This is a genomic window from Nonomuraea sp. NPDC050786 (assembly GCF_040654115.1).
In the GTDB taxonomy this organism is placed as follows: Bacteria; Actinomycetota; Actinomycetes; order Streptosporangiales; family Streptosporangiaceae; genus Nonomuraea.
Genome location: NZ_JBFAHJ010000019.1, coordinates 119102 through 139936, shown reverse-complemented (window position 1 = coordinate 139936; position 20835 = coordinate 119102). Strand labels below are relative to the sequence as shown.

21 protein-coding genes, 1 tRNA gene and 1 other RNA gene are annotated in these 20835 nt (G+C 69.6%); 12 read left to right on the top strand and 11 right to left on the bottom strand.

Translation table 11 applies throughout. The features are described from left to right. Positions 1-161: 161 nt before the first annotated feature. The 3 genes from AB0H84_RS30545 to AB0H84_RS30535 all read right to left on the bottom strand — a co-directional run bounded on the left by AB0H84_RS30545 (position 162) and on the right by AB0H84_RS30535 (position 2437). Positions 162-1211 (bottom strand): hypothetical protein, encoded by a 1050-nt coding sequence (locus tag AB0H84_RS30545; protein ID WP_357611608.1) that lies wholly within the window; start codon positions 1209-1211, stop codon positions 162-164. 4 nt (positions 1212-1215) lie between these two features. Next, positions 1216-1797: a hypothetical protein gene (locus tag AB0H84_RS30540; protein WP_357611605.1), complete on the bottom strand. Its 582-nt coding sequence runs from the start codon at positions 1795-1797 to the stop codon at positions 1216-1218. A 244-nt stretch (positions 1798-2041) separates the two neighbouring features. Further along, complete coding sequence (locus tag AB0H84_RS30535) at positions 2042-2437, bottom strand: hypothetical protein (RefSeq protein WP_357611602.1); 396 nt, start codon at positions 2435-2437, stop codon at positions 2042-2044. Between the two features lie 535 nt (positions 2438-2972). Here AB0H84_RS30535 and AB0H84_RS30530 point away from each other — a divergent pair. After that, the gene (locus AB0H84_RS30530) at positions 2973-3737 is read left to right on the top strand and encodes a hypothetical protein (RefSeq protein WP_357611599.1); all 765 of its coding nucleotides are present in this window, start codon (positions 2973-2975) and stop codon (positions 3735-3737) included. Between the two features lie 59 nt (positions 3738-3796). Here AB0H84_RS30530 and AB0H84_RS30525 read toward each other — a convergent pair whose 3' ends face one another. The 3 genes from AB0H84_RS30525 to AB0H84_RS30515 are packed head-to-tail and all read right to left on the bottom strand — an operon-like array spanning position 3797 to position 6016. Next, positions 3797-4093, bottom strand: coding sequence for a type II toxin-antitoxin system VapB family antitoxin (locus tag AB0H84_RS30525; protein ID WP_195897211.1), 297 nt, complete (start codon positions 4091-4093; stop codon positions 3797-3799). A gap of 48 nt (positions 4094-4141) precedes the next feature. Beyond that, on the bottom strand, positions 4142-4993 hold the full coding sequence (locus AB0H84_RS30520; RefSeq protein ID WP_357611596.1) for a neutral zinc metallopeptidase: 852 nt from the start codon (positions 4991-4993) through the stop codon (positions 4142-4144). A gap of 54 nt (positions 4994-5047) precedes the next feature. Beyond that, positions 5048-6016 carry a neutral zinc metallopeptidase gene (locus AB0H84_RS30515; RefSeq protein ID WP_357611594.1) on the bottom strand — a complete coding sequence of 323 codons (969 nt, stop codon included), beginning with the start codon at positions 6014-6016 and terminating at the stop codon, positions 5048-5050. 90 nt (positions 6017-6106) lie between these two features. Between AB0H84_RS30515 and AB0H84_RS30510 the strand changes: the two genes are divergently transcribed. Continuing rightward, positions 6107-6748, top strand: coding sequence for a LysE family translocator (locus tag AB0H84_RS30510; RefSeq protein ID WP_357611593.1), 642 nt, complete (start codon positions 6107-6109; stop codon positions 6746-6748). Positions 6749-6852: 104 nt separating this feature from the next. Here AB0H84_RS30510 and AB0H84_RS30505 read toward each other — a convergent pair whose 3' ends face one another. Then, a complete protein-coding gene (locus AB0H84_RS30505) occupies positions 6853-7446 on the bottom strand; it encodes a pyridoxamine 5'-phosphate oxidase family protein (protein ID WP_357611592.1) in 594 nt (197 codons plus the stop codon). Continuing rightward, a complete protein-coding gene (locus AB0H84_RS30500; RefSeq protein ID WP_357611589.1) occupies positions 7422-8930 on the bottom strand; it encodes an MFS transporter in 1509 nt (502 codons plus the stop codon). The genes AB0H84_RS30505 and AB0H84_RS30500 overlap by 25 nt, the downstream gene beginning before the upstream one ends. Positions 8931-9113: 183 nt before the next feature. Between AB0H84_RS30500 and AB0H84_RS30495 the strand changes: the two genes are divergently transcribed. From AB0H84_RS30495 to AB0H84_RS30485, 3 genes are all read left to right on the top strand, one after another. Continuing rightward, complete coding sequence (locus AB0H84_RS30495; protein WP_357611586.1) at positions 9114-9485, top strand: YciI family protein; 372 nt, start codon at positions 9114-9116, stop codon at positions 9483-9485. Then, positions 9482-10693: a DUF6596 domain-containing protein gene (locus AB0H84_RS30490; RefSeq protein ID WP_357611583.1), complete on the top strand. Its 1212-nt coding sequence runs from the start codon at positions 9482-9484 to the stop codon at positions 10691-10693. Before AB0H84_RS30495 ends, AB0H84_RS30490 begins: the two co-directional genes overlap by 4 nt. A gap of 136 nt (positions 10694-10829) precedes the next feature. Further along, positions 10830-11234 (top strand): hypothetical protein, encoded by a 405-nt coding sequence (locus AB0H84_RS30485; protein WP_357611580.1) that lies wholly within the window; start codon positions 10830-10832, stop codon positions 11232-11234. A 105-nt stretch (positions 11235-11339) separates the two neighbouring features. On the opposite strand, the gene AB0H84_RS30480 is transcribed toward AB0H84_RS30485, so the two are convergent. After that, a tRNA-Ser gene (locus AB0H84_RS30480) sits at positions 11340-11424 on the bottom strand. An 86-nt stretch (positions 11425-11510) separates the two neighbouring features. Here AB0H84_RS30480 and ffs point away from each other — a divergent pair. Both ffs and AB0H84_RS30470 read left to right on the top strand, forming a co-directional pair. After that, positions 11511-11606: signal recognition particle sRNA small type (gene ffs, locus AB0H84_RS30475), an RNA gene on the top strand. Positions 11607-11636: 30 nt separating this feature from the next. Then, positions 11637-14126 (top strand): DNA polymerase III subunit gamma and tau, encoded by a 2490-nt coding sequence (locus AB0H84_RS30470; protein ID WP_357611577.1) that lies wholly within the window; start codon positions 11637-11639, stop codon positions 14124-14126. Between the two features lie 46 nt (positions 14127-14172). Here AB0H84_RS30470 and AB0H84_RS30465 read toward each other — a convergent pair whose 3' ends face one another. After that, the gene (locus AB0H84_RS30465; RefSeq protein ID WP_357611574.1) at positions 14173-15582 is read right to left on the bottom strand and encodes a GAF domain-containing protein; all 1410 of its coding nucleotides are present in this window, start codon (positions 15580-15582) and stop codon (positions 14173-14175) included. Between the two features lie 308 nt (positions 15583-15890). On the opposite strand from AB0H84_RS30465, the gene AB0H84_RS30460 reads away from it, so the two are divergent. From AB0H84_RS30460 to AB0H84_RS30440, 5 genes are all read left to right on the top strand, one after another. Continuing rightward, entirely contained in the window at positions 15891-16241 is a 351-nt protein-coding gene (locus AB0H84_RS30460) for a YbaB/EbfC family nucleoid-associated protein (RefSeq protein ID WP_127937722.1), read from the top strand. A gap of 2 nt (positions 16242-16243) precedes the next feature. After that, a complete protein-coding gene (recR, locus tag AB0H84_RS30455; RefSeq protein WP_185069491.1) occupies positions 16244-16843 on the top strand; it encodes a recombination mediator RecR in 600 nt (199 codons plus the stop codon). Beyond that, entirely contained in the window at positions 16836-17366 is a 531-nt protein-coding gene (locus AB0H84_RS30450; protein WP_357611571.1) for a DUF5063 domain-containing protein, read from the top strand. Before recR ends, AB0H84_RS30450 begins: the two co-directional genes overlap by 8 nt. A gap of 84 nt (positions 17367-17450) precedes the next feature. Further along, positions 17451-18725, top strand: coding sequence for an aspartate kinase (locus AB0H84_RS30445; protein WP_357611568.1), 1275 nt, complete (start codon positions 17451-17453; stop codon positions 18723-18725). Next, entirely contained in the window at positions 18722-19783 is a 1062-nt protein-coding gene (locus AB0H84_RS30440; protein WP_357611565.1) for an aspartate-semialdehyde dehydrogenase, read from the top strand. The genes AB0H84_RS30445 and AB0H84_RS30440 overlap by 4 nt, the downstream gene beginning before the upstream one ends. A gap of 194 nt (positions 19784-19977) precedes the next feature. On the opposite strand, the gene AB0H84_RS30435 is transcribed toward AB0H84_RS30440, so the two are convergent. After that, a complete protein-coding gene (locus AB0H84_RS30435; RefSeq protein ID WP_357611562.1) occupies positions 19978-20700 on the bottom strand; it encodes a hypothetical protein in 723 nt (240 codons plus the stop codon). Positions 20701-20835: the final 135 nt, after the last annotated feature.

Here is a 20835-nt window from a genome sequence, read left to right as displayed (position 1 = left end):
CTTTGGCCTGGGCCGGCGTGATCAGATTGTCTTCAGCGATCACCCTGCGAAAACGACCTCGCGGGAGTTCTGGCAACTTTTGACGATCACCTGACGATGGGCTGATTACCGGGAGAATGATCGTGTCCGGGGATGATTCGGTAGCTTCGCCGCCGCCCGCTTCACCGCAGGTTGCTGTGCCGCTGGGCGCGTCGGCGTACGGCGAGGACCGCGGTGATGGCAAGCGCTGCGGCGGCGAGCAGGCCGGCGGCGATGAGGCCCCACGGTGTGGAGGAGTCCAGGAGTGCCGGTGCGCCCCAACTGGCGGATCTGGTGGGGAAGGCCAGCGTGCCTGTGACCGTGCGACGGACGCGGCCGCTTTCCAGAGTGAACTCGACCCTCCATGGCCCGTCGGGCAGCCGGCCGTCCAAGACGACCGCGACGGAGCCGGAGCCGCCGGGCGCGAGCGTCGTGCCGGCCTGCGCGCGGAACGGGCCGGCGCCCAGCCCGCCGGGTCCCTCCGACAGTCGCATCCAGCCGCTGAGGTCCAGGGCGCGCTCGCCGGTGTTGCGGACGGTCGCGGTGACCACGGGCCTGCCGTCCTGGGTGCGGGCGGGCGTGAGCCGTTCGATGCGGAAGTCCGAGGGCGGGTCTCCTCCTGGCCCGACGTCCAGATAGAGCCTGATGCCCACCTTCGTGGCCGTCTGCACGCTGCGCTTGGAGCCCGGCTCCAGGCGGGAGGCGGTCTCGGCCCAGATGGCGCCGTAGCGTTCGCCCTTGCTGGCCCAGGCGGGGATGCTGATCGTCGCCTTGAGCGGGACGGCGCCGTGCGCGGGCACCAGCACCTGGCGGCGCTCGACCGACACCCACGAGCTCAGCTCATTGGCGTCGGGGCGGGCCGCGGGCACGAATCTGTTGCCGCGAATCTCGGCGGCGTCCGGGTAGACCGTGACGGTCTGGGGGCTGCCGGAGGTGTTCAGGACCTCGAACCGCCGCGAGATCGTGGTCCCGGGGTTGATGTGGTCGACGATGTAGATACGGGCGCGAGGGTCGTCGCGGCGGTTGGCGGAGGCCTCCAGCAGCCGTATGCCGATGGTCCCGCCCGGTGTACGGGGGTCCTGAGACCGGCCGCCTGCCGGCTCGAGCTCGAGCTCGAGCGCCGGAGCAGCCGCCGCGCCGACCAGCATCGGCAGCGCCCCGATCGCCGCGAACACCATGGCGCGCAGCCTCACGCTGCTACGCCACGATGTGCGTGATCGTGCCGGTGTAGTCACCCGCGACATTGCTTGCCGCGGTCGCCACCGTGACCATCGGGTTCCACGTGGCCGAGTTGACGCCGGTGCCACCGGAGTGGCTGAACGCGGTACGCGTGACGTCCAGGGTCACCCCGCTGGGCGGCGGCGGCGCGGCGCAGCCGGTCTGGCCTGCTACGAAGAGTCCGTTCCCGGCCGTGGTGGCATCGCCCGAGCAGTAATACACGTCAGCGTTGCTGACGGTTTCCGCCGATGACGCAGCGCCGGTGGTGAAGTCCGAGGCGATCACGCTCACCGTCCAATCCGGTGTGATCGACCCGCGCGCGTCGTTGACGGTGATCGCGCCGAGCTGGCCATAGGGGTAGCCGCCCGAAGCCGCACTGTGAGACAGGGCCGCGGAGTCGGGCACGGTGATCTCCAGTGCCCCTGCGGTCACGGTGAAGGTGAGCGTGGTGTTGCACGCCGTGTTCCTGGCACAGGTGTCGGCCTGGACGGGACCGCTGGTCACCGCCCCTAGCGTGATGGCCGCCAGCCCGACCAGACCGGCTCGCACAAACGTCTTCATGCCAGCGAAATCCCCCCATGAACGCCCATTGACCGGGCGATACGCCACTCCTGCAACATCGGCGAATCTAGTTCGCGAAGGCGGACGTGCCGCCGTGTTTCGATTCCGGGTCCTGCCAAGGTTTCTTATGGGATGCCTTTGCAGGTCAAAGCAGGTCAAGGCCGGGCACAACCTTCAGGGGGACCTTGGCGCGGAATTTGACGCCCACAGACCTCATGACCACACTCCGGCCAGCAGAGATCATTTAGGCTGCGAGCGTTTCTCCGGACCGCTTGACCTGAAGGGCGTGCGTGACCTGCGGCACGACCTCGGTAAGGAATGTCATGACGACGAGCCGCGCTACGTTCTCCGCAAAGCGAGCTTGTCTGTCATTGGCAGCATCGATCGTCCTGACTTTCGCCATCGGCACACCGCCGGTGTCCGGGTCCACCATGGCGGCCCCAGCCGTCGTGTTCTGGCGCGCGGACCCGTTGACGATCACCGTGCCGACCTCGGCGAACCTCGGCAGCGGCCAGACCGGCGACACGATCAGCGCCTCTTTGGGCACCGTGACCGTGCTGGACACCCGCGTCGGCAACCCTCCCTGGACCGCGACCGTCTCAGCCACCAACTTCACCAGCGGTACGGGCACGATCACCAACAGTAACATCTCCTACTGGTCCGGGCCGATCACCGCCCAATCAGGCGCCGGTACCCGTATCCCCGGTCAGCTCACCGCAGCCGACAAAGTCTCACTCTCCGCTTCGCAGACCGCTTTCAGTGGCCGCAAATTGAGTATCGGGAACCAGTCCACGAGTTGGCAGCCGACCATCGTGGTATCAATTCCAGCATCTGCTACGCCAGGCTCCTATTCCGGCACCATTACCCACTCGGTGGCCTGAACCGCCCGAACGGCCCATACATCGCGAGCTGTAGGCACGTCAGCCTGACGATGTCCGCGGCGCGAGGCGATGCCGCCCCCTCATCGCATTGCGCACTCAAGAATTGCTCGCCGTCCTGTTGGTTTCCCGTGACTCGCCACGGACGCACAGAACTGAAGTTGACCGGTCATCGTGCGCGATATTGGGACTTCCGGAGCAGTATTGCCCGGCTCGGGCCGCTGAGTTTATGCCGATATCACAGATCAAGCGAGTGGCCCACCAGTATTCCTTTTCGTCTCTTCTGGAAGGAATGTCATGCGTCCGTCGACTCGACGCCTGGGTTACCCGCTCCTGGCCGGCCCTGATCCTGACCGTGAACGCCGCCGCCTCCGCCGCCGCGCCGCCCAGCTCTCCACGCCGCCCCGCCCCTGGGTGACGCTCTGCCTCAAGCTCAAGCGCATGCCGGAGCACCGCCGCATCAAGTGTCACTTCCCGCCGACACCGCGCCGCGTCTCGCCCGCGCGGATGGCCGAAGGCGCCCTGCGGACACCGGCCATCAACGAGTTGTCCGTTCCGACCGGCCCCGCCTCACCCGTCGGCATCGACGTCGGCCCGGACGGAGCGCTGTGGTTCGCCGAGAACTACGCCAACAAGATCGGGCGCGTCACCACCTCCGGCACCATCACCGAATACACCATCCCGACCAGCGACTCCTACCCTTGGGGCATCACCGCCGGCCCCGACGACGCCCTGTGGTTCGTCGAGCAGAACGCCGACAAGATCGGCCGGATCGACACCTCCGGCAACATCACCGAGTACGCCCTCCCGACCACGGGCGTCTACCCGATGCGCATCACCGCGGGTCCCGACAGCAACCTCTGGTTCGCCGAACAGATCGGCAACAACATCGCCAGCGTCACCACGACAGGGACGATCAACGAGTACGCACTGCCCACCAACTTCGCCGGGCCGTTCAACCTCGTCGACGGACCGGACGACAACCTGTGGCTCACCGAGAACTACGTGGACCAGATCGCCGTCGTCACCGTGACAACCCGGCTGCACGGCGACAGTAACTGAGCAGGACCGGACGCGCATACGAAAAGGGAGCCGCGATTCGCGGCTCCCTCTTTTCATTGTCAGTTGGGCAGCTCCAGGACCCTGGCATGCAGGATCGATCGTTGGTGCAGGGCCGCGCGCAGCGCGCGATGCAGGCCGTCCTCCAGATAGAGCTCGCCCTGCCACTGCACCACGTGCGGGAAAAGATCCCCGTAGAAGGTGGAGTCGGCGGCGAGCAACGAGTGCAGGTCCAGCATGGCCTTCGTGGTGATCAACGAGTCGAGCCGGACCTGCCGTGGAGGGATCTGCGCCCACTCGCGGTGCGTCAGACCGTGTTCGGGATAAGGGCGTCCGTCGCCGACAAGCTTGAAGATCACCCCCCCGATTTTAGGAGAGAATTCGAATCCTTGCGCTGTCGCGGCGCGTCAGCGCAGCTGGGCCTGGTCGCAGTCGTTGACTCTGCCGTTTTCGTAGCCGCGTTGGAAAGCGGCGACGCGTTGCTGGGAGCTGCCGTGGGTGAATGAATCGGGATCGACTCTCCCGGTGGTGCGTTGCTGGATTCTGTCGTCACCGACCGCCGCGGCGGCGTCCAGCGCCTCGGAGATCTCCGCCGTGGTGAAGGGCTTGTCGTAGAAGCCGGTCTGGACCGCGTTGTGCGCCCAGACGCCGGCGTAGCAGTCGGCCTGGAGCTCGACGGCGACCGACGAGCCGCCGGAGCCGAGCTCGCCGAGCAGGTCCTGCGCGTGATGGCCGTACTCGTGGGCGATCACGTACGCCTGCGCGAACGGGCCGCCCTTGGCGCCGAACTGGCTGTGGAGCTGGTCGAAGAAGCTCAGGTCGAGGTAGACGCGCTGGTCGCCGGGGCAGTAGAAGGGCCCGACGGCCGAGCTGGCGGTGCCGCAGCTCGTCTTCAACTGGCCCGAGTACAGGACAGTCTTCGATGGCCGATATCCGGAAATTTCCTTCTTCCAGTAGCCCTGGATGCTGTTGACCACGCCCACCACGCGGCACTTCTCCGATTGGTCGGCATCCTTGCCCGTATGGCACTGCTCGGCCAGGTTGGATGCGGGCCGTTGCTGGGCCGGCTCGCTGCTCCCGCCGCCACCGCCCACGTTGTTGAGCACGAAGACCAGCACGAGCACGATAAGGCTCACGATGCCGCCACCGCCGATGATCATGCCACCGGGGAAACCGCCGCCTCCGCCGCCTCCGCCCGAATATCCGCCGGCGTCCTCCACCTGCGAGGGGTCGAGTTCGACGTCGTCTCTGAAGTCCATTCTGACGTCCCTTCTGGGGGTGCCACCCGACTGACAGCTTCCCCGACGGTTCGTCTAAATACCTCCGGAGAACGTGTCGCACCGCTTCGGGTCCCCGCTCTCGTACCCGACAGTGAACCACTTCTCCCGCTGCAGCGACGTGCCGTGCGTGAAGGCGTCGGGGGTCACGCGCCCCTGCGTGCGCCGCTGGATGCTGTCGTCCCCCACCGCGGCGGCCGCGCTGAGCGCCTGGTCGATGTCCCTCTTGGAGAACGGCTCGCGGAAGAATCCGGTCCTGACCGCGTTGTGCGCCCAGACGCCGGCGTAGCAGTCGGCCTGCAGCTCCAGCCGCACCGATGTGCCGGCGGCGCCCGGCCTGCTGTCGGGGCCGACCCTGCTCATGGTGCCGAGCAGGTTCTGCGCGTGGTGGCCGTACTCGTGGGCGATCACGTACGCCTGCGCGAACGGGCCGCCCTCGGCGCCGAAGTCGCGCTGGAGCGTGTCGAAGAACGTCAGGTCGAGGTAGACCTTGCGATCGGCGGGACAGTAGAAGGGGCCCACGGCGTAGTCGGCCGTGCCGCAGCCGGTGCTGACCGCCTGCGTGAACAGCACGGTCTTCGCGGGCGTGTACGTCCTGCGCCCCCGCTCCTCGAACGCCTGCCGCCAGTACGACTGGATGCTGTTGACCGTCCCGACGACGCGGCAGTCCTCGGACTGCTGGGCGTCGGCCCCGGTGCGGCAGCGGGTGGCCAGGTTGCCGTTCGGCGCGGGCGCGCCCGGAGCGCTCGGCTGCTGCCCGCCACCCTGCCCGGGAGCCTGCCCGGGAGCCGGTACGCCGCCCTGCCGGCCGCTCTCGTTGCCGCTGAACGGCGACGGGAAGACCCCGAACAGGAACATCCCGGCGACCGCCATGACCAGAAGGAGGCAGCCGCCGCCCCGGCCGCCGATGGGCACCATGCAGCCGCCCCCGCCCGGCTGTGGACCGGAGGCCCGCACGTCCTCGACCTGCGACGGATCAAGCTGCGCGTCGTCGTCGAACTGCATGCCTCCCCTCATCCCCCGTAATGGAGTGATTACGCGGTGCGATCGCCCGATGTAATGCGAAATCGCGTATATGTCCGCTAATCTTCCGGTATGACGGGTGGATTGATCGGGATCGCGCTGGTGTCCCTGGGCATGGTTCTCACGCCTGGGCCGAACATGGTCTATCTGGTCTCGCGATCGATCACCCAGGGCCGCCGGGCCGGTCTGATCTCGCTCACCGGCGTCGTCCTCGGCTTCACTCTCTACCTGACCGCGACCTGCCTCGGGCTGACGGCCATCTTCGCGTACGTGCCGATCGCGTACACGGTGCTCAAGCTGGCCGGCGCCGCGTACCTGCTCTGGCTCGCCTGGAACGCCCTCAAGCCGGGCGGCACCTCGGCGTTCCAGCCGCGCGACCTCGAGCCCGAGCCCCCGCGCAAGCTGTTCGGCATGGGGCTGCTCACCTGCCTGCTCAACCCCAAGATCGCGATCCTGTACCTGTCGCTGCTCCCGCAGTTCATCGACCCGGCCATGGGACACGTGCTGCTGCAGAGCCTGGCGCTCGGCTCGGTCCAGATCGTCGTCGCGACCACGGTCAACGCCCTGATCGCCATCTCGGCCGGCGCCCTGGCCGCCTTCCTGGCGCGCCGCCCGCTCTGGCTCCGCATCCAGCGCTACGTCACGGGCACGGTGCTCGGCGTCTTCGCCGTGCACATGGCCACGGACCGCTCGAAGGCCCTGGTCGCCGCCTAGCGAGGTCAGCCGGCCGACGCGTCCCCGCCGCCGCCGGACGGGTCAGCCGGCCGACACGTCCGCGACGCCGCCGGACGGACCGCGATCCGACGGCCCGGCGGTGTTCACGGGGTGCGCGGCAGCGGCGGCAGCGGCAGGGGGAGGCCGGGCAGGCCGTCGATGCTGGTCGCGACGTGCTCCTTCTTCTGGAAGTACGCGTCGAGCGTCTCATCGGTCTCGCGTGCGAAGCGCGACGCGTGCAGCGGCCGGTCCTCCTCATAGGTCATGAACGGAACGGCGTACCCGCAGGTGTCGCGGATCTTCTCGGCGGTCACGACGATGATCGCGCGCAGGCCGTGCAGGCTCGGGTCGATGTCCGGGAAGTGACCCATCAGCTCGGCCCAGCGCGGATCATCGCGGAAGACCGGCTCCCCGCGGCCGTGCACGCGCACGATGTTGGGAGGCCCCTCGAAGGCGCACCACATCAGCGTGATGCGGCCGTTCTCGCGCAGATGGGCGATCGTCTCGGCGTTGCTGCCCGCGAAGTCGAGGTAGGCCACGGTGAGTTCGTCGAGCACGGCGAACGAGCCGTTCAGGCCCTTGGGCGAGAGATTGATGGTGCCGTCGCCGCCCAGCGGCGCGGTCGCGGTGAAGAAGATGTGCTGTGCCTCGATGAAGGCACGCAGCCTGCCGTCTATCCGCTCGTAGCTCTTTCCCATGGGCTGATTATGGCGGAGTGGCCGTTTTCGCCGGTCCGGGTCGCCGGGCGCATGGTCAGGATCAGTACGGCCAGCCCGGCGAAGATGACCGTGGCCACGAGGCCGGTGACGTGCAAACCGGCGGTGAACGCCTCCCGCGCGGTGTGCAGCAGTTCCGCGCCCTGGCCGGCGGGAAGGTCCCGGCTTGCGGCGACCGCGCCGGCCAGCGAGTCGGAGGTGTCGTCCGTCCGGCTGCGGTAGACCACCGCGGCCACCACACCGAGCAGCGCGAACCCGAGCGAGCCGCCGAAGTAGTTGCCGGTCTCCGACATCGACGCCGCCGAGCCGGCGCGCTCGGGCGGGACGGACCCGACGACCAGCCCGGTGCCCAGCGCGAACAGCGGGCCGGTGCCCAGCGCCAGTACGGCGATGCCGATCATCACCAGCGGCAGGGCGAGCTGACCGTCGACGACGACCAGCAGCAGGCTGCCCAGGGCCGACCCCACCAGCCCGCCGGCGATCGCGGTCGTCTGCTTCATCCTCTGGGCCAGCGCCGGTGCGGCCATGGTGCCGGCCGCCACGCCCAGCCCCATCGGCGCGAACAGCACCGCCGACGTGACCGGCGAGAAGCCCAGCACGCTCTGCAGGTACTGGGTCACCAGCAGGCCCGTACCGGCCATGGCGACGCCGGCGAAGACCAGCCCGACGATCACGGCCGTGAACGGGCGGTTGCGGAGCAGCCGCAGGTCCAGCAGGGGTGTCTCCAGCCGCAGCTGCCGGCGTACGAACAGGAATCCGATGGCCGCGCCGGCGACGAGGGCCGCCGCCGGCACGACCGGCACGCTCTCGACGGTCAGCTGCTTGATGCCGTAGACCATCAGAAGCACCGCCACGAGCGACAGCCCGACGCTGGTCAGGTCCAGCCGGCCGGCCCGGTCGCTACGGAACTCCGGCAGCAGGACCGGCCCGGCGAGCAGCAGCAGCGCCATCGCCGGCACGGCGACCAGGAACACCGATCCCCACCAGAAGTGCTGGAGCAGGAACCCGGCGAGTACGGGTCCGAGCGCGCCGCCGGTGAACTGGCAGGTCGCCCAGATCGCGATGGCCTGCCCGCGCTGTCGTTCGTCGCGGAACATGTTGGTGATCAAGGCAAGCGTGGACGGCGCCAGGGTCGCGCCGGCGATCCCCAGCAGCGCACGCGCGACGATCAGCATCAGCGGGCTGACCGCGAAGGCGGCCACGACCGACAGCGCCGCGAACGCCCCTCCGCCGATCATCAGCAGCCGCCGGCGGCCGATCCGGTCGCCGAGCGTGCCCATCGTGATGACCAGGCCGGCCACCATGAGCCCGTAGCTGTCGCTGATCCACAGCTGCTGGACGTTGGTGGCACCCAGGTCGGCGCTCAGCTGCGGGAGCGCGAGGAGCAACGCCGTCATGTCCATCGCGACCAGCAACGTCGGCAGCATGAGGACGACCAGTCCCAGCCATGCCCGATTGGCTCGCATATTCTGAACTCCCTGTTCTCTCGACGTTTCGCCTGCTGGTCGGAGCGGTCGAGAGTTTCTTGACATCGGTACGGGCGGAAATTTCCGCGCCTGCCACGGCGGGGGATGTCAAGACGGCGTCGGCGGCTCCGACCAACCGGTCGAAGGGCCCAGCCGGGGCTCGCGAACCACGAGGAGTACGAGATGAAGTTCCTGATCAGCCTGCACATCAACCCGGCCGTGCTGGACGCGCTGACCGACGAGGAGAAGGCGGCGATCGGCGACGGCCACGGCAGGTTCATCGAGGCGCTGAAGAGGTCCGGCGAACTGATCACCACGCAGGCGCTGGTCGACCCGTCGCAGGCCGCCGTGGTGTCCGTACGCAACGGCCAGCCGGTGGTGACCGACGGCCCTTTCCTGGAGGCGAAGGAGTACCTGGGCGGCTTCTACCTGATCGACTGCGAGAACAAGGAGCGGGCGATCGAGCTGGCGGCGCAGATCCCGGACACCGCGATCGAGGGCCTGGGGGTCGAGGTACGGCAGGTGATGTTCGCTGACGGACAATTGGAGGCATGACAGCATCAGCCATCGAGAACCTGCTGCGTGAGCTCACGCCGCAGGTTCTCGGCGCGTTGGTACGCCGGCACGGCCAGTTCGAAGGGTGTGAGGACGCCGTACAGGAGGCCGTTCTCGCCGCCACCGTCCAGTGGCCGGCCGAGGGAGTGCCGGACAACCCGCGTGGCTGGCTGATGACCGTGGCGTCCCGGCGGCTCATCGACCAGATGCGCAGCGAGCACGCGCGCCGCGAGCGGGAGTCCGTGACGGCCACCGAAGTGGTGCCCGAGGAGGTGCCGGACACCGACGACTCGCTCGTCCTGCTCTTCCTGTGCTGCCATCCGACGCTGACCGCGGCCTCCCAGACCGCTCTGACGCTGCGGGCGGTCGGCGGCCTGACCACTGCCGAGATCGCCCGCGCGTTCCTGGTGCCGGAGGCCACGATGGCGGCCAGGATCAGCCGGGCCAAGCAGCGCATCAAGGCCGCCGGCAGCTCGTTCAGCCTGCCCGAGGGCGCGGAGCGCGAGGAGCGGCTACGGGTCGTCCTGCACGTCCTCTACCTGATCTTCAACGAGGGCTACACCGCCTCCTCGGGCAGCGAGTTGCACCGCGCCGACCTCGCACACGAGGCGATCCGGCTGGCCAGGATGGTGCACGCGCAGCTGCCCGAGGACAGCGAGGTGACCGGGCTGCTCGCGCTGATGCTGCTGACCCACGCCCGCCGGGAGGCCCGCACGACGGCGGCCGGCGATCTGGTGCCGCTGGACGAGCAGGACCGTACGAAGTGGGAGCGCGCACTGATCGACGAGGGCCTCGAGCTGGCCAAGGCGTCGCTGGCCGGCCCGGAGCTGGGGCCTTACCAACTGCAGGCCGCCATCGCCGCCACGCACGCCGACGCGGCCACGGCCGAGGAGACCGACTGGGCGCAGGTGCACGCCCTTTACCTGATTCTGGAACGGATCGCGCCCAACCCGATGGTCACCCTCAACCGGGCGATCGCGCTCGCCGAGACCGAGGGGCCCCTGGCCGGGCTGGCCCTGCTGGCCACATTGGACGGTGACGAGCGGATGGCCGGACACCACCGGCTGCTGTCCGTACGGGCGCATCTGCTGGAGAAGACCGGCGACAGGGCGGGGGCGTACGAGCACTACCGGCTCGCCGCGAAGGCCACCGCCAGCCTCGCCGAGCAGCGCTACCTGGAGTCCCGGGCCAGCCGGGTAAGGACATAGATCCTGTCGGCGGTGCGGCGCCGTGTCAGCGGCCGCGTCAGGACGGCGACGGCCCGGTATCAGAGCGGTCGGCGATGGTGGATGCCATGAACGGTTCAGCAACGTCCGTTCACCCGACTTGAAGGAGTGCACCACCATGTCGATCACCCTGACCGACCAGGACAAGCTCACCCTGCGGATCGCCGGATGGGGCGCGGTCTCACTGATGTCCGCCGCCGGCGCCGCCGGCTCGGCCCACAAGGTCGCCACCCACGGCTCCATCGCCCTGACCTCCGCGACCGGCCTGGTCGGGCACGTGCTGACCAAGGCTCCCAAGGGCGTCAAGTACGGCAGGTCCGTGGCCGAACTCGCCGACCAGGTGCTGCCCGCCCTGACGGCGGCCATGAGCCTGCTGAAGGAGCAGGACCCGGCAGAGGCCGACAACTTCCGCCGCACCGTCATCGTCGCCATCGACGCAGGCACCCAGTCCCACCAGGGCCGGCCCAGCCCGACCCTGGCCGAGATGGCCCGCAAGATCACCGCAGCCCTCGACGCCGCTTGATGCCTGTCACGGGGTCCTGCCGGGACCCTGGAAATGAGCTGGACATAGCAAAGGGGCCGACTTGGATGGGGTCGGCCCCTTTGCGTTTACTGCCTCAACCAGGCGCGGAGGATAGGGGATTTGAACCCCTGATAGGTTGCCCTATACACGCTTTCCAAGCGTGCGCCCTCGGCCACTAGGCGAATCCTCCGCCGACGAGCTTACCGGACTTCTGGACATGCGCAGACCACCTTTTCCAGGGTGGAGCAAGCACTGCGGCATCCGGCTAGACTGTCCAGGGACCCCTCGCGCGGCGTCATCCTGTGAACCTCCCCAGGGCCGGAAGGCAGCAAGGATAAGCGGGCTCTGGCGGGTGTGCGAGGGGTCTCTTCGTTGGGAGCCCCTCGCAGGCGGGATGGTCGCATGAGCCTTGCGCTTTATCGCAAGTACCGGCCCGGGACGTTCGCCGAGGTCAAGGGTCAGGAGCACGTCACAGACCCGCTGCGGCAGGCGTTGCGTACGGGGCGGATCAACCACGCCTACCTCTTCAGCGGTCCCCGCGGGTGTGGCAAGACCTCCAGCGCCCGCATCCTGGCGCGCTCTCTCAACTGCGAGAAGGGCCCGACGCCCGATCCATGCGGCGTCTGCGAGTCGTGCGTCGCGCTCGCCCCGACCGGGCCGGGTCACCTCGACGTCATCGAGATCGACGCCGCCTCGCACGGTGGCGTGGACGACGCGCGCGACCTGCGCGAACGGGCGTTCTTCGCCCCCGTGTCCGCGCGTTTCAAGATCTACATCATCGACGAGGCGCACATGGTCACCCGCGAGGGTTTCAACGCGCTGCTCAAGCTCGTCGAGGAGCCCCCGCCGCACCTGAAGTTCATCTTCGCGACGACCGAGCCGGAAAAGGTCATCGGGACGATCAAGTCGCGTACGCACCACTACCCGTTCAGACTGATGCCGCCCGCGACGCTCCGCGGGCTGCTGGAGGAGATCCTCACCTCCGAGAACGTGCCCTTCGAGCCCACCGCGCTGCCCCTCGTCGTACGTGCGGGCGCGGGCTCCGCCCGTGACTCGCTCTCGATCCTCGACCAGCTCCTCGCCGGGGCCGAGGAGGACGGCATCACGTACGCCAAGGCCGTCTCCCTGCTCGGCTACACCGACGGCGACCTGCTCGACGAGGTCGTCAACGCGTTCGCGGCACGTGACGGCGGACAGGTGTTCCACGCGGTCAACCGGGTGATCGAGGGCGGCCACGACCCCCGTCGCTTCGCATCCGACCTGCTCGAACGCTTCCGCGACCTGGTGATCCTTGCGAACGTTCCAGAAGCGGCCTCGAGCGGCCTGCTCGACCGCCCCGCCGACGAGCTCGAGCGCCTCGTCCAGCAGGCCGCCTCGATGGGCCCGGCCGAGCTGACCCGTGCGGCGGAGGTCTTCAACGCGGGTCTCACCGAGATGCGCGGCGCCACGTCGCCGCGGCTGCTGCTCGAGCTGATGTGCGCCCGCGTGCTGCTCCCCGGTGCCGCGCAGGGCGAGGAGGCCCTGCTCGCCCGCCTCGAACGCCTCGAACGCGGCGGTGCCGTCGCCCAGATGGCCGTGCGGGCCGCGCCCGGCGCACCCGCTTCCCCGGCCGCGGTGCCCATCCCGCGACCCGGCACCTCCTCCGGCCACGCCGGTGCCCGGGTCGCCGCGGTGGTCGCGAACGATCCGGCAGGGGAGGATGCCCAGGGCCCGGCCGCGCAGTCTCCCGCCCAGGCGCATGCCGTCCCGGCCGCGCAGGCGCCTGCCGCTGCGGCTACGCAGCCTCATGCCGCCGGTTCCGAGCCCACAGCGGCGGCTGCGGGGGCTGACGACTGGCCCGAGCCCGTACGTCCCGGCTCCCCGCCCGCGGGCGCATCAGGCGGTACGCAGGCGGCCCCGGCGGCGGTGAGCGGCGCGCCGCAGACGCCGCAGACGTCTCAGGCGGGCAGCGGGGCTCCCTCGGGGAGCGGGGTCGGCGCCGTACAGGCGCAGTGGGCCGCCGTGCTCGCCGCGCTCAAGCAGCGCAGCATCGTGGTCTGGGCGAACGTGAGCACCAACGCCCAGGTGGTGGGCGTGGAAGGCAATATCGTCACGCTGGGCTTCACCCAGGTCGGCGCGATGAAGAACTTCACGGGCGGTGGCAAGGACGCCGTGGTGGCCGGCGCGCTCGGCGACGTGCTCGGCGGCACGTGGCGCGTCGAAGCGGTCGTCGGCGGCTCCCCGCCCCCGCCCCGAGGCTCCTCCCGCCCCCCGTCGCACGGTGGCCCGGCCGGAGGTCACGCCGGCCCGGCCGCGGGTCATGGTGGGCCGGCGGCAGGCCATGGTGGGCCCGGTGCAGGTAACGGCACGGTGGCGGGCCCCACAGGGTCGGCCGGGTCTCAGGGGGCGGCGGGCGCGCATGTCGGGTCCCAACCCCAGGGCCGTACGGCGTCGCACGGCGGCGCCCACGACGCCCAGGAGCCCGGCTCCGACCAACCTCCGGCCGCGTCTTCCGGACGCCAGACCACGGACGAGTCCTGGCCCGACGCTCCCGACGACTTCGGCCCCGGCTCTCCGCCCACCCCCGACCCGACGCACACCATGCCCGTCGCACAGGCCGCCGCCGCGGTGGCGGCTCCGTCCGGGGGCGCCTCACCGGCTGGAGTCGGTACGGGCCTGGCCGCCGCGAGGTCGGCGGCGAGGGCCGCCGCCCAGGCGGGCCCCCGCGCCTCGGCCGCCCGTGGCGGCGCCGCGGCCTGGCCCGAAGCGGTCCCCGGCCGCAGCAAGGTCCCGGACTCGGACGACGTCGACCCCTTGAACGACGCGGACGCCGACGTGGACGCGGTCTCGGGCATGGCTCTGCTGGAACGTGAGCTGGGCGCCCGCGTGATCGGCGAGATCGATCACGCCTGATCGGCAGGCCGGCTGCCCCTGCTCGATGGGAGCGCTCCAAAAGAGCTCACACGCAAAGGCGGGAGCGTGCGGCGGCGGAGCGGGGGTCGGTGTGGGGGAGGGAGGCAAGGCGCTCCAGGACCTCGTAGTCGTCATGGCCGCTCGAGGTCTGCGCGTACGCCCACAGCTCGTCCGGTGACCCGTGCCGCAACAGGCACGCACGCACCTGAGCCTCCAGCTCGTCGCGTTCGCGGCGGATCTCCGGCGACTCCGAGCGCAACAGCAGCGGACCCGTGTACGCGCGGGCCAGCGCACGGGCGTCGTTCATCGACAGGTGGCGTCGGACCTCCAGGAAGTCGGCCTCCAGGGGGCACGTCAGCCGGTACGGCTTGCCCGCGATGGCTTCCCCCAGCTGGGTCCGCAGCCGGTGGATCTCCGCCCTGATCGTCACCGGATTGCCGTCGTCCCCGTAGAGGTGGAACGAGAGCTGCTCGGCCGTCAGCCCGTGCGGATGCAGCGCCAGCAGGGCCAGGATCTCCGCGTGCCGCAGCGACAGCGGCCGGTCGAGGTCGCCGAACGTGGCTCTGGGCGGCCTCTCGCCGAGGAACGTGAGGGCGAGGGCGGGAGGCGTGGCGGACGGCGCGGGACGCAGCAGGAAGCCCCCGGAGAACGGCTCCAGCAGGCCGACGCTCCCGTCGCCGAGTATCACCCGGCGGCCGGTGAGGCGCAGGCGCTCGCCCAGGTCGCCCGCCGGGTCGCCCAGCAGGACCCGGCCGGTGGACGACAGCAGCACCCCGGGCCGCCCGCGCAGGGACTCGTAACGGCGGCGCAGGCGTTCGTCGCGCTCGTGCATGCGCAGCGCGAGCTGGGTCTCAGCGAGCTTGGCCGTGGCGGCGACGAGGGCGACGGTGGCCGGGTGCAGGCTGCGCGCGGTGCCGCTGACGTCGACGCAGCCGATGATCATGCCGGAGTCGGGATCGGTGATGGGCGCGGCGCTGCACGACCAGATGTGCAGCACCCGCATGAGGTGCTCCTCGGAGTAGACGTGTACGGGCCGGCCGGCGGCGAGGGCGGTGCCGATGCCGTTCGTGCCGACGCTGTCCTCGGTCCATTGGTGCCCGTCGGCCAGGCCGATCTGGTCGGCGCGGCTCATGACCGAGTGGCTGCCGTCGCGCCACAGCACCCGGCCGTCACCATCCGTGATGATCAGCACCTCGTCGGCCAGCCCGGTGAGCGTCTCAGCGATCATGGGCAGCAACGGCCGCAGCGGGTGTGCCTGACGAGCGTCCTTGATGCGGGAAAGGTCGTAAACCAGCGGCGCGCTCTTGCCCTCAGGATCGATCCCGGCCTTGAGGGAACGGTCCCACGATGCGGTGATCAGGTTGCGCGGCAGCTCCGGAAGGGCGCGGCCGGTCACCGCCGCTTCGTGTGCTCCGCGCAGAAGACGGGAGTACGCGTTGAGATGGGCGTAACTCATCGGTCACTCCAAGTAGTCAGTTAGAGCATCCGTCTTGCGGGCGATCCGCGCAAGCCGTTCGGGGGGATTGCGGAGAGTGGTTGAACGTACGCAACCTGTGTGCAACGTTCGGCGCGTTAAGGTCCTGGATCAACGCGTCGGCGTGGTGCGGCCGCTCCGCCGACGTGGTGGCCGGGTCTCGGACGCTGGAGGGGGGCCGAGATCCGGCCAAAAACATCCCATAGGCGGGGGCACCCCAGTACATGACGCCGCCCAAACCCCGTAGGCTCGTGGAGTCAAGAATGCGGAGCCACGAGGAGCGCACCACGGTGAACCCAGGGGATGTCAACCTGCAGCAGCTGCTGGAGCAGGCCCAGCTCATGCAGCAGCAGCTTGTGAGCGCCCAGCAGGAGCTCAACGACGCGCAGATCGAGGGCTCGTCGGGCGGCGGGCTGGTCACGGCCGTCGTCAACGGCTCGGGCGAGCTGCTCGAGCTCAAGATCGACCCGAGCGTCATCGACGCCGGCGACCCGCAGGACACCGCCGACACGATCGCCGACCTGGTGATCGCGGCCGTCCGCGATGCCGTCCGCGCCGCCGCCGACCTGCAGCAGGAGAAGCTCGGCCCGCTGGCCCAGGGGCTGGGCGGCGGCGGTCTCGGACAGTTGCCAGGGTTCTAGGCATGTACGAAGGGGTCGTCCAAAATCTGATCGACGAGCTCGGCCTGCTGCCCGGCGTCGGTCCCAAGAGCGCGCAGCGGATCGCGTTCCACCTGCTGGCGGCCGATCCTGCCGACGTCAAGCGGCTGGCGCACGCGTTGCTGGAGGTCAAGGAGAAGGTCCGCTTCTGCCGGGTCTGCGGCAACGTGGCCTCGGAGGAAGAGTGCCGTATCTGCCGCGACCCGCGCCGCGACACGCACGTGATCTGCGTGGTCGAGGAGTCGAAGGACGTCGTGGCGATCGAGAAGACGCGCGAGTTCCGCGGCACCTACCACGTGCTCGGCGGCGCGATCAGCCCGATCGACGGCATCGGCCCCGATGACCTACGCATACGCGAGCTCATGACGCGCCTGGCCGACGGCCGGGTCACCGAGCTCATTCTCGCCACCGACCCCAATCTCGAGGGTGAGGCGACTGCTACCTATCTGGCCCGTCTGGTCAAGCCGATGGGCATCAAAGTGACACGACTGGCCAGCGGTCTGCCTGTGGGCGGTGACCTCGAATACGCCGACGAGGTGACCTTGGGCCGCGCGTTCGAAGGACGGAGGCTGCTGGATGTCTGACCAGTGGAGCGCCCTTGCGGAAGAGATCTCCGTGCACGCGCAGGACTACGTCGACGGTCTGACCAGGGTCGCGAGCGGTGAGGGCGGAGACGCCATCTGGTCGCTGCTGCTGGTGGAGGTCGCGCAGGTGAGCCTGGCGGGCGCCAAGCTCGGGGCCAACCGCGACGTGATCCTCTCGGGCAACAACGAGCCGCCGATGAGCGAGGACCCCGACATCGACGGGGTGCGCACCGCGCTGGCCGAGCGGCTGGAGGCCGTCGACGACTACGCCGAGGTGTTCGACCCGTACAAGGACACCGTCGTCACCCCGTACCGGCTCTCCGACGACCTGACCGCGGTCGCCGCCGATCTCATCCACGGGCTGCGCCATTACCACGCGGGGCGTCCGCACGAGGCGCTCTGGTGGTGGCAGTACTCCTACTTCAACACCTGGGGCAACCACGCGGGTGCCGCGATGCGCGCGCTGCAGGCCCTGGCCGCGCACTCGCGCCTCGACGTGGCCGAGGAGACCACCGCGGTCTGATCATCCATATTGTGGAACGGCCCATCTGCCGCATGAGATGGCCCCAGTAGACTGGCAGCTCACAGTCCAAACCGGGAGACTCTCGTGGCGCTCGTTGTGCAAAAGTACGGTGGTTCGTCCGTCGCCGACGCGTCCTGCATCAAGCGGGTCGCGCAGCGGATCGTCGCGACGAAAAAAGCCGGCAACGACGTGGTCGTGATCGTCTCCGCCATGGGCGACACGACGGACGAGCTGCTCGACCTGGCCGAGCAGGTGTCGCCGCTGCCTCCGGGCCGCGAGCTCGACATGCTGCTGACCTCGGGCGAGCGCATCTCGATGGCCCTGCTGGCGATGGCGATCGCCAACCTTGGCCACGAGGCCCGTTCGTTCACCGGCTCGCAGGCAGGTGTGATCACCGACTCCACCCACGGCAAGGCACGCATCATCGACGTGACGCCCAGCCGCATCCGTGAGGCGATCGACCAGGGCCGCATCGCGATCGTGGCCGGGTTCCAGGGTGTCTCGCAGGACACCAAGGACATCACCACGCTGGGCCGCGGCGGCTCCGACACCACGGCGGTGGCGCTGGCGGCGGCCCTGCAGGCCGACGTGTGCGAGATCTACACCGACGTCGACGGCGTGTTCACCGCCGACCCGCGCATCGTGCCGGCGGCGCGGCAGATCCCCAGGATCTCCTACGACGAGATGATGGAGATGGCCGCCTGCGGCGCGAAGATCCTGCACCTGCGCTGCGTCGAATACGCGCGCCGGTTCGACCTGCCGATTCACGTCCGCAGCTCGTTCAGCACCAAGGAAGGCACGTGGGTCGTCTCCGACCCTTACACCGAAGGAACCGAGATGGAGCAGCCGATCATCTCCGGCGTCGCACACGACCGGAGCGAGGCCAAGATCACTGTTGTCGGGGTCCCCGACAAGGTCGGAGAGGCTGCCTCGATCTTCAAAACGCTGGCCGACGCCGAGATCAACATTGACATGATCGTGCAGAACGTCTCGGCCGCGGCCACGGGCCGCACGGACATCTCCTTCACGCTGCCCACGGCCGACGCCCAGACGGCGCTGGGGTCGCTGAAGAAGATCCAGGCCCAGATCGGCTACGAGTCGCTGCTCTTCGACGACCAGATCGGGAAGGTGTCGCTGATCGGCGCGGGCATGCGCTCGCACCCCGGCGTCACGGCGACGTTCTTCGCGGCCCTCGCCGACGCGGGGGTCAACATCGAGATGATCTCCACTTCGGAGATCCGCATCTCAGTGGTCGTCGGGCAGGACGGCGTCGACGCGGCCGTGGCGGCCGCCCACCGCGCGTTCTCGCTCGACGCCGACCAGGTCGAAGCCGTGGTGTATGGAGGTTCCGGACGATGAGCAACAGGCCCAATCTCGCCCTGATCGGCGCGACCGGTGCCGTCGGCACCGTCATGCGCGACATCGTGTCGTCCCGTGAGGACATCTGGGGCGAGATCCGTCTCGTCGCCTCGCCGCGCTCGGCGGGCAAGGTGCTCCAGGTACGCGGTGAGGACGTCGTGGTCCAGGCCCTCGCCCCCGAGGTCTTCGACGGCATCGACGTGGCCATCTTCGACGTGCCCGACGAGGTGTCGGCGGTGTGGGTGCCGATCGCGGCCGAGCGCGGCGCGATCGCGATCGACAAGTCGGGCACGTTCCGCATGGAGCCGGACGTGCCGCTGGTCGTGCCCGAGGTCAACCCGCTCGACGCCCGCAACCGGCCGCGCAACATCATCTCGACCCCCAACTGCACGACGCTGTCGATGATGGCGGCCATGGGGGCCCTGCACGCCGAGTACACCCTCACCGAGCTGGTCGTCGCCTCCTACCAGGCGGTGTCGGGCGCCGGTGTGGCGGGCTCCGCGCGGCTCTACGACGAGGTCGAGGCGCTGGCCGGCGACCGCACGGTCGGGCAGGCGGCCGGCGACGTACGCAAGGTGCTGGCCAACAAGCTGCCCGAGGAGTCGCCGTTCCCCGCGCCCATCGCGTTCAACGTGGTGCCGTGGGCGGGCTCCTACAAGGACGGCGGCTGGGCCTCGGAGGAGCTCAAGCTCCGCAACGAGTCCCGCAAGATCCTCGGCATCCCCGACCTGAAGGTCTCCGCGACCTGCGTGCGCGTGCCGGTGGTCACGACCCACTCGCTGGCCGTGCACGCGCGGTTCGAGCGCGAGATCACGGTCGCCGACGCGCACCGCGTCCTCGAGGCGGCGCCGACGGTGGTCCTCATGGACGACCCGGCCAACGGTGTCTTCCCGACGCCGCTCGACGTCGTGGGCAACGACCCGACCTACGTGGGCCGCATCCGGCAGGCGATCGACTTCCCCAACACGCTCGACCTGTTCGTGTGCGGGGACAACCTGCGCAAGGGCGCGGCGCTCAACGCGGCGGAGATCGCCGAGCTGGTCGCGGCCGAGCTGTAGTCCGGTCCGTCAGATGGTGTGACGCCGTGCTTCCTGCGCGGCGTCCGCCGTCTTACGGCCGTGGTGACCGACCTGCCGTCCTACGGCCGCGGTGACCCACCCGCCGTCCTACGGCCGCGGTGACCGACCGGCCGGCTCGCAGGCGTGGCGTCCCGCCGGTGAGAGCCCGAACCGGTACTGTGGACGAGCAGCCCTCACCGGAAGAGGATGTCCCAGTGGCTGCTCTCGTCGGCGAAGATCGTGCCTGAGTCCGAGCGGTACAGTGGCGCGCCGTCGCTGCGCACTCCGGCCTTGGCGTAGTTTTTCGTGATGTACGGGTCCACGCAGCTGTTGTGGGAGATGTCGAGCTTGTAGCCGTTCCCGTGGCTGTACACCCCGGGAGCGTGGCCTGCTTCCGTGCCTCCCGTGACCATGATCGGGCACTTGCTCTCGCGCTTCAGCTCCATGATCCCGGCGATCGTCCCGGTCCGTACCGAGTCGAGCGAGGTGCAGCGGTGTACGTACTTGCTCGTACAGTTGCCGCTCGACTTCGTCCGCACGCCCCCGCTCTTCAGCCAGCCGCTGGCGATGGCGTGGGTCATCTGCATGGCCCCTTGCCGGGGCAGGACCCGCGTCAGGTCGACACGGGCGTTCTTGCGGGGCAGGCGCGGATGCGCCTTGGATATTCGAGCCGTCCGGACGCGTACGCGCCCTGCGGCGGGCTCGGCGGCCGGAGGGCGCGGCGGCCGCTGCCCGGCCTCGGGCTCCACCGCCGTGCGGTCCTGCGGGCCGGCCGATTCGGTCATCGGCCGGTCCAGGAGGTCCACAACGTCGTTGCTGCCCGTCATGAGCCATTCGCGGGCCCACGAGCTGTCCGGACGGAACCCGAGCTCGTAGTCCCAGTCGGTGGGTGCGGCCCTGTCGTGGCTGCTCGGCACCGGCGACCCTCCGGGGTGGGAAGCGGCTGAAGCGGCCGAGGCCAGCGCGATTATGGAGATCTCAACGCCGAGGAGTGCGACCACTGTGAGGCGCACTGTTCCACGTATCCACATGTCGATGCCTTTTCGCGGAAA

What these genes read in the sequence shown, in the direction of transcription:
- AB0H84_RS30510 (WP_357611593.1), top strand. Translation starts at nt 6,107, where the DNA reads ATGACGGGTGGATTGATCGGGATCGCGCTGGTGTCCCTGGGCATGGTT.
- AB0H84_RS30530 (WP_357611599.1), top strand. Translation starts at nt 2,973, where the DNA reads ATGCGTCCGTCGACTCGACGCCTGGGTTACCCGCTCCTGGCCGGCCCT.
- AB0H84_RS30490 (WP_357611583.1), top strand. Translation starts at nt 9,482, where the DNA reads ATGACAGCATCAGCCATCGAGAACCTGCTGCGTGAGCTCACGCCGCAG.
- AB0H84_RS30495 (WP_357611586.1), top strand. Translation starts at nt 9,114, where the DNA reads ATGAAGTTCCTGATCAGCCTGCACATCAACCCGGCCGTGCTGGACGCG.
- AB0H84_RS30515 (WP_357611594.1), bottom strand. Translation starts at nt 6,016, where the DNA reads ATGCAGTTCGACGACGACGCGCAGCTTGATCCGTCGCAGGTCGAGGAC.
- AB0H84_RS30520 (WP_357611596.1), bottom strand. Translation starts at nt 4,993, where the DNA reads ATGGACTTCAGAGACGACGTCGAACTCGACCCCTCGCAGGTGGAGGAC.
- AB0H84_RS30485 (WP_357611580.1), top strand. Translation starts at nt 10,830, where the DNA reads ATGTCGATCACCCTGACCGACCAGGACAAGCTCACCCTGCGGATCGCC.
- AB0H84_RS30440 (WP_357611565.1), top strand. Translation starts at nt 18,722, where the DNA reads ATGAGCAACAGGCCCAATCTCGCCCTGATCGGCGCGACCGGTGCCGTC.
- AB0H84_RS30470 (WP_357611577.1), top strand. Translation starts at nt 11,637, where the DNA reads ATGAGCCTTGCGCTTTATCGCAAGTACCGGCCCGGGACGTTCGCCGAG.
- AB0H84_RS30450 (WP_357611571.1), top strand. Translation starts at nt 16,836, where the DNA reads ATGTCTGACCAGTGGAGCGCCCTTGCGGAAGAGATCTCCGTGCACGCG.
- AB0H84_RS30540 (WP_357611605.1), bottom strand. Translation starts at nt 1,797, where the DNA reads ATGAAGACGTTTGTGCGAGCCGGTCTGGTCGGGCTGGCGGCCATCACG.
- recR (WP_185069491.1), top strand. Translation starts at nt 16,244, where the DNA reads ATGTACGAAGGGGTCGTCCAAAATCTGATCGACGAGCTCGGCCTGCTG.
- AB0H84_RS30505 (WP_357611592.1), bottom strand. Translation starts at nt 7,446, where the DNA reads ATGGGAAAGAGCTACGAGCGGATAGACGGCAGGCTGCGTGCCTTCATC.
- AB0H84_RS30500 (WP_357611589.1), bottom strand. Translation starts at nt 8,930, where the DNA reads ATGCGAGCCAATCGGGCATGGCTGGGACTGGTCGTCCTCATGCTGCCG.
- AB0H84_RS30465 (WP_357611574.1), bottom strand. Translation starts at nt 15,582, where the DNA reads ATGAGTTACGCCCATCTCAACGCGTACTCCCGTCTTCTGCGCGGAGCA.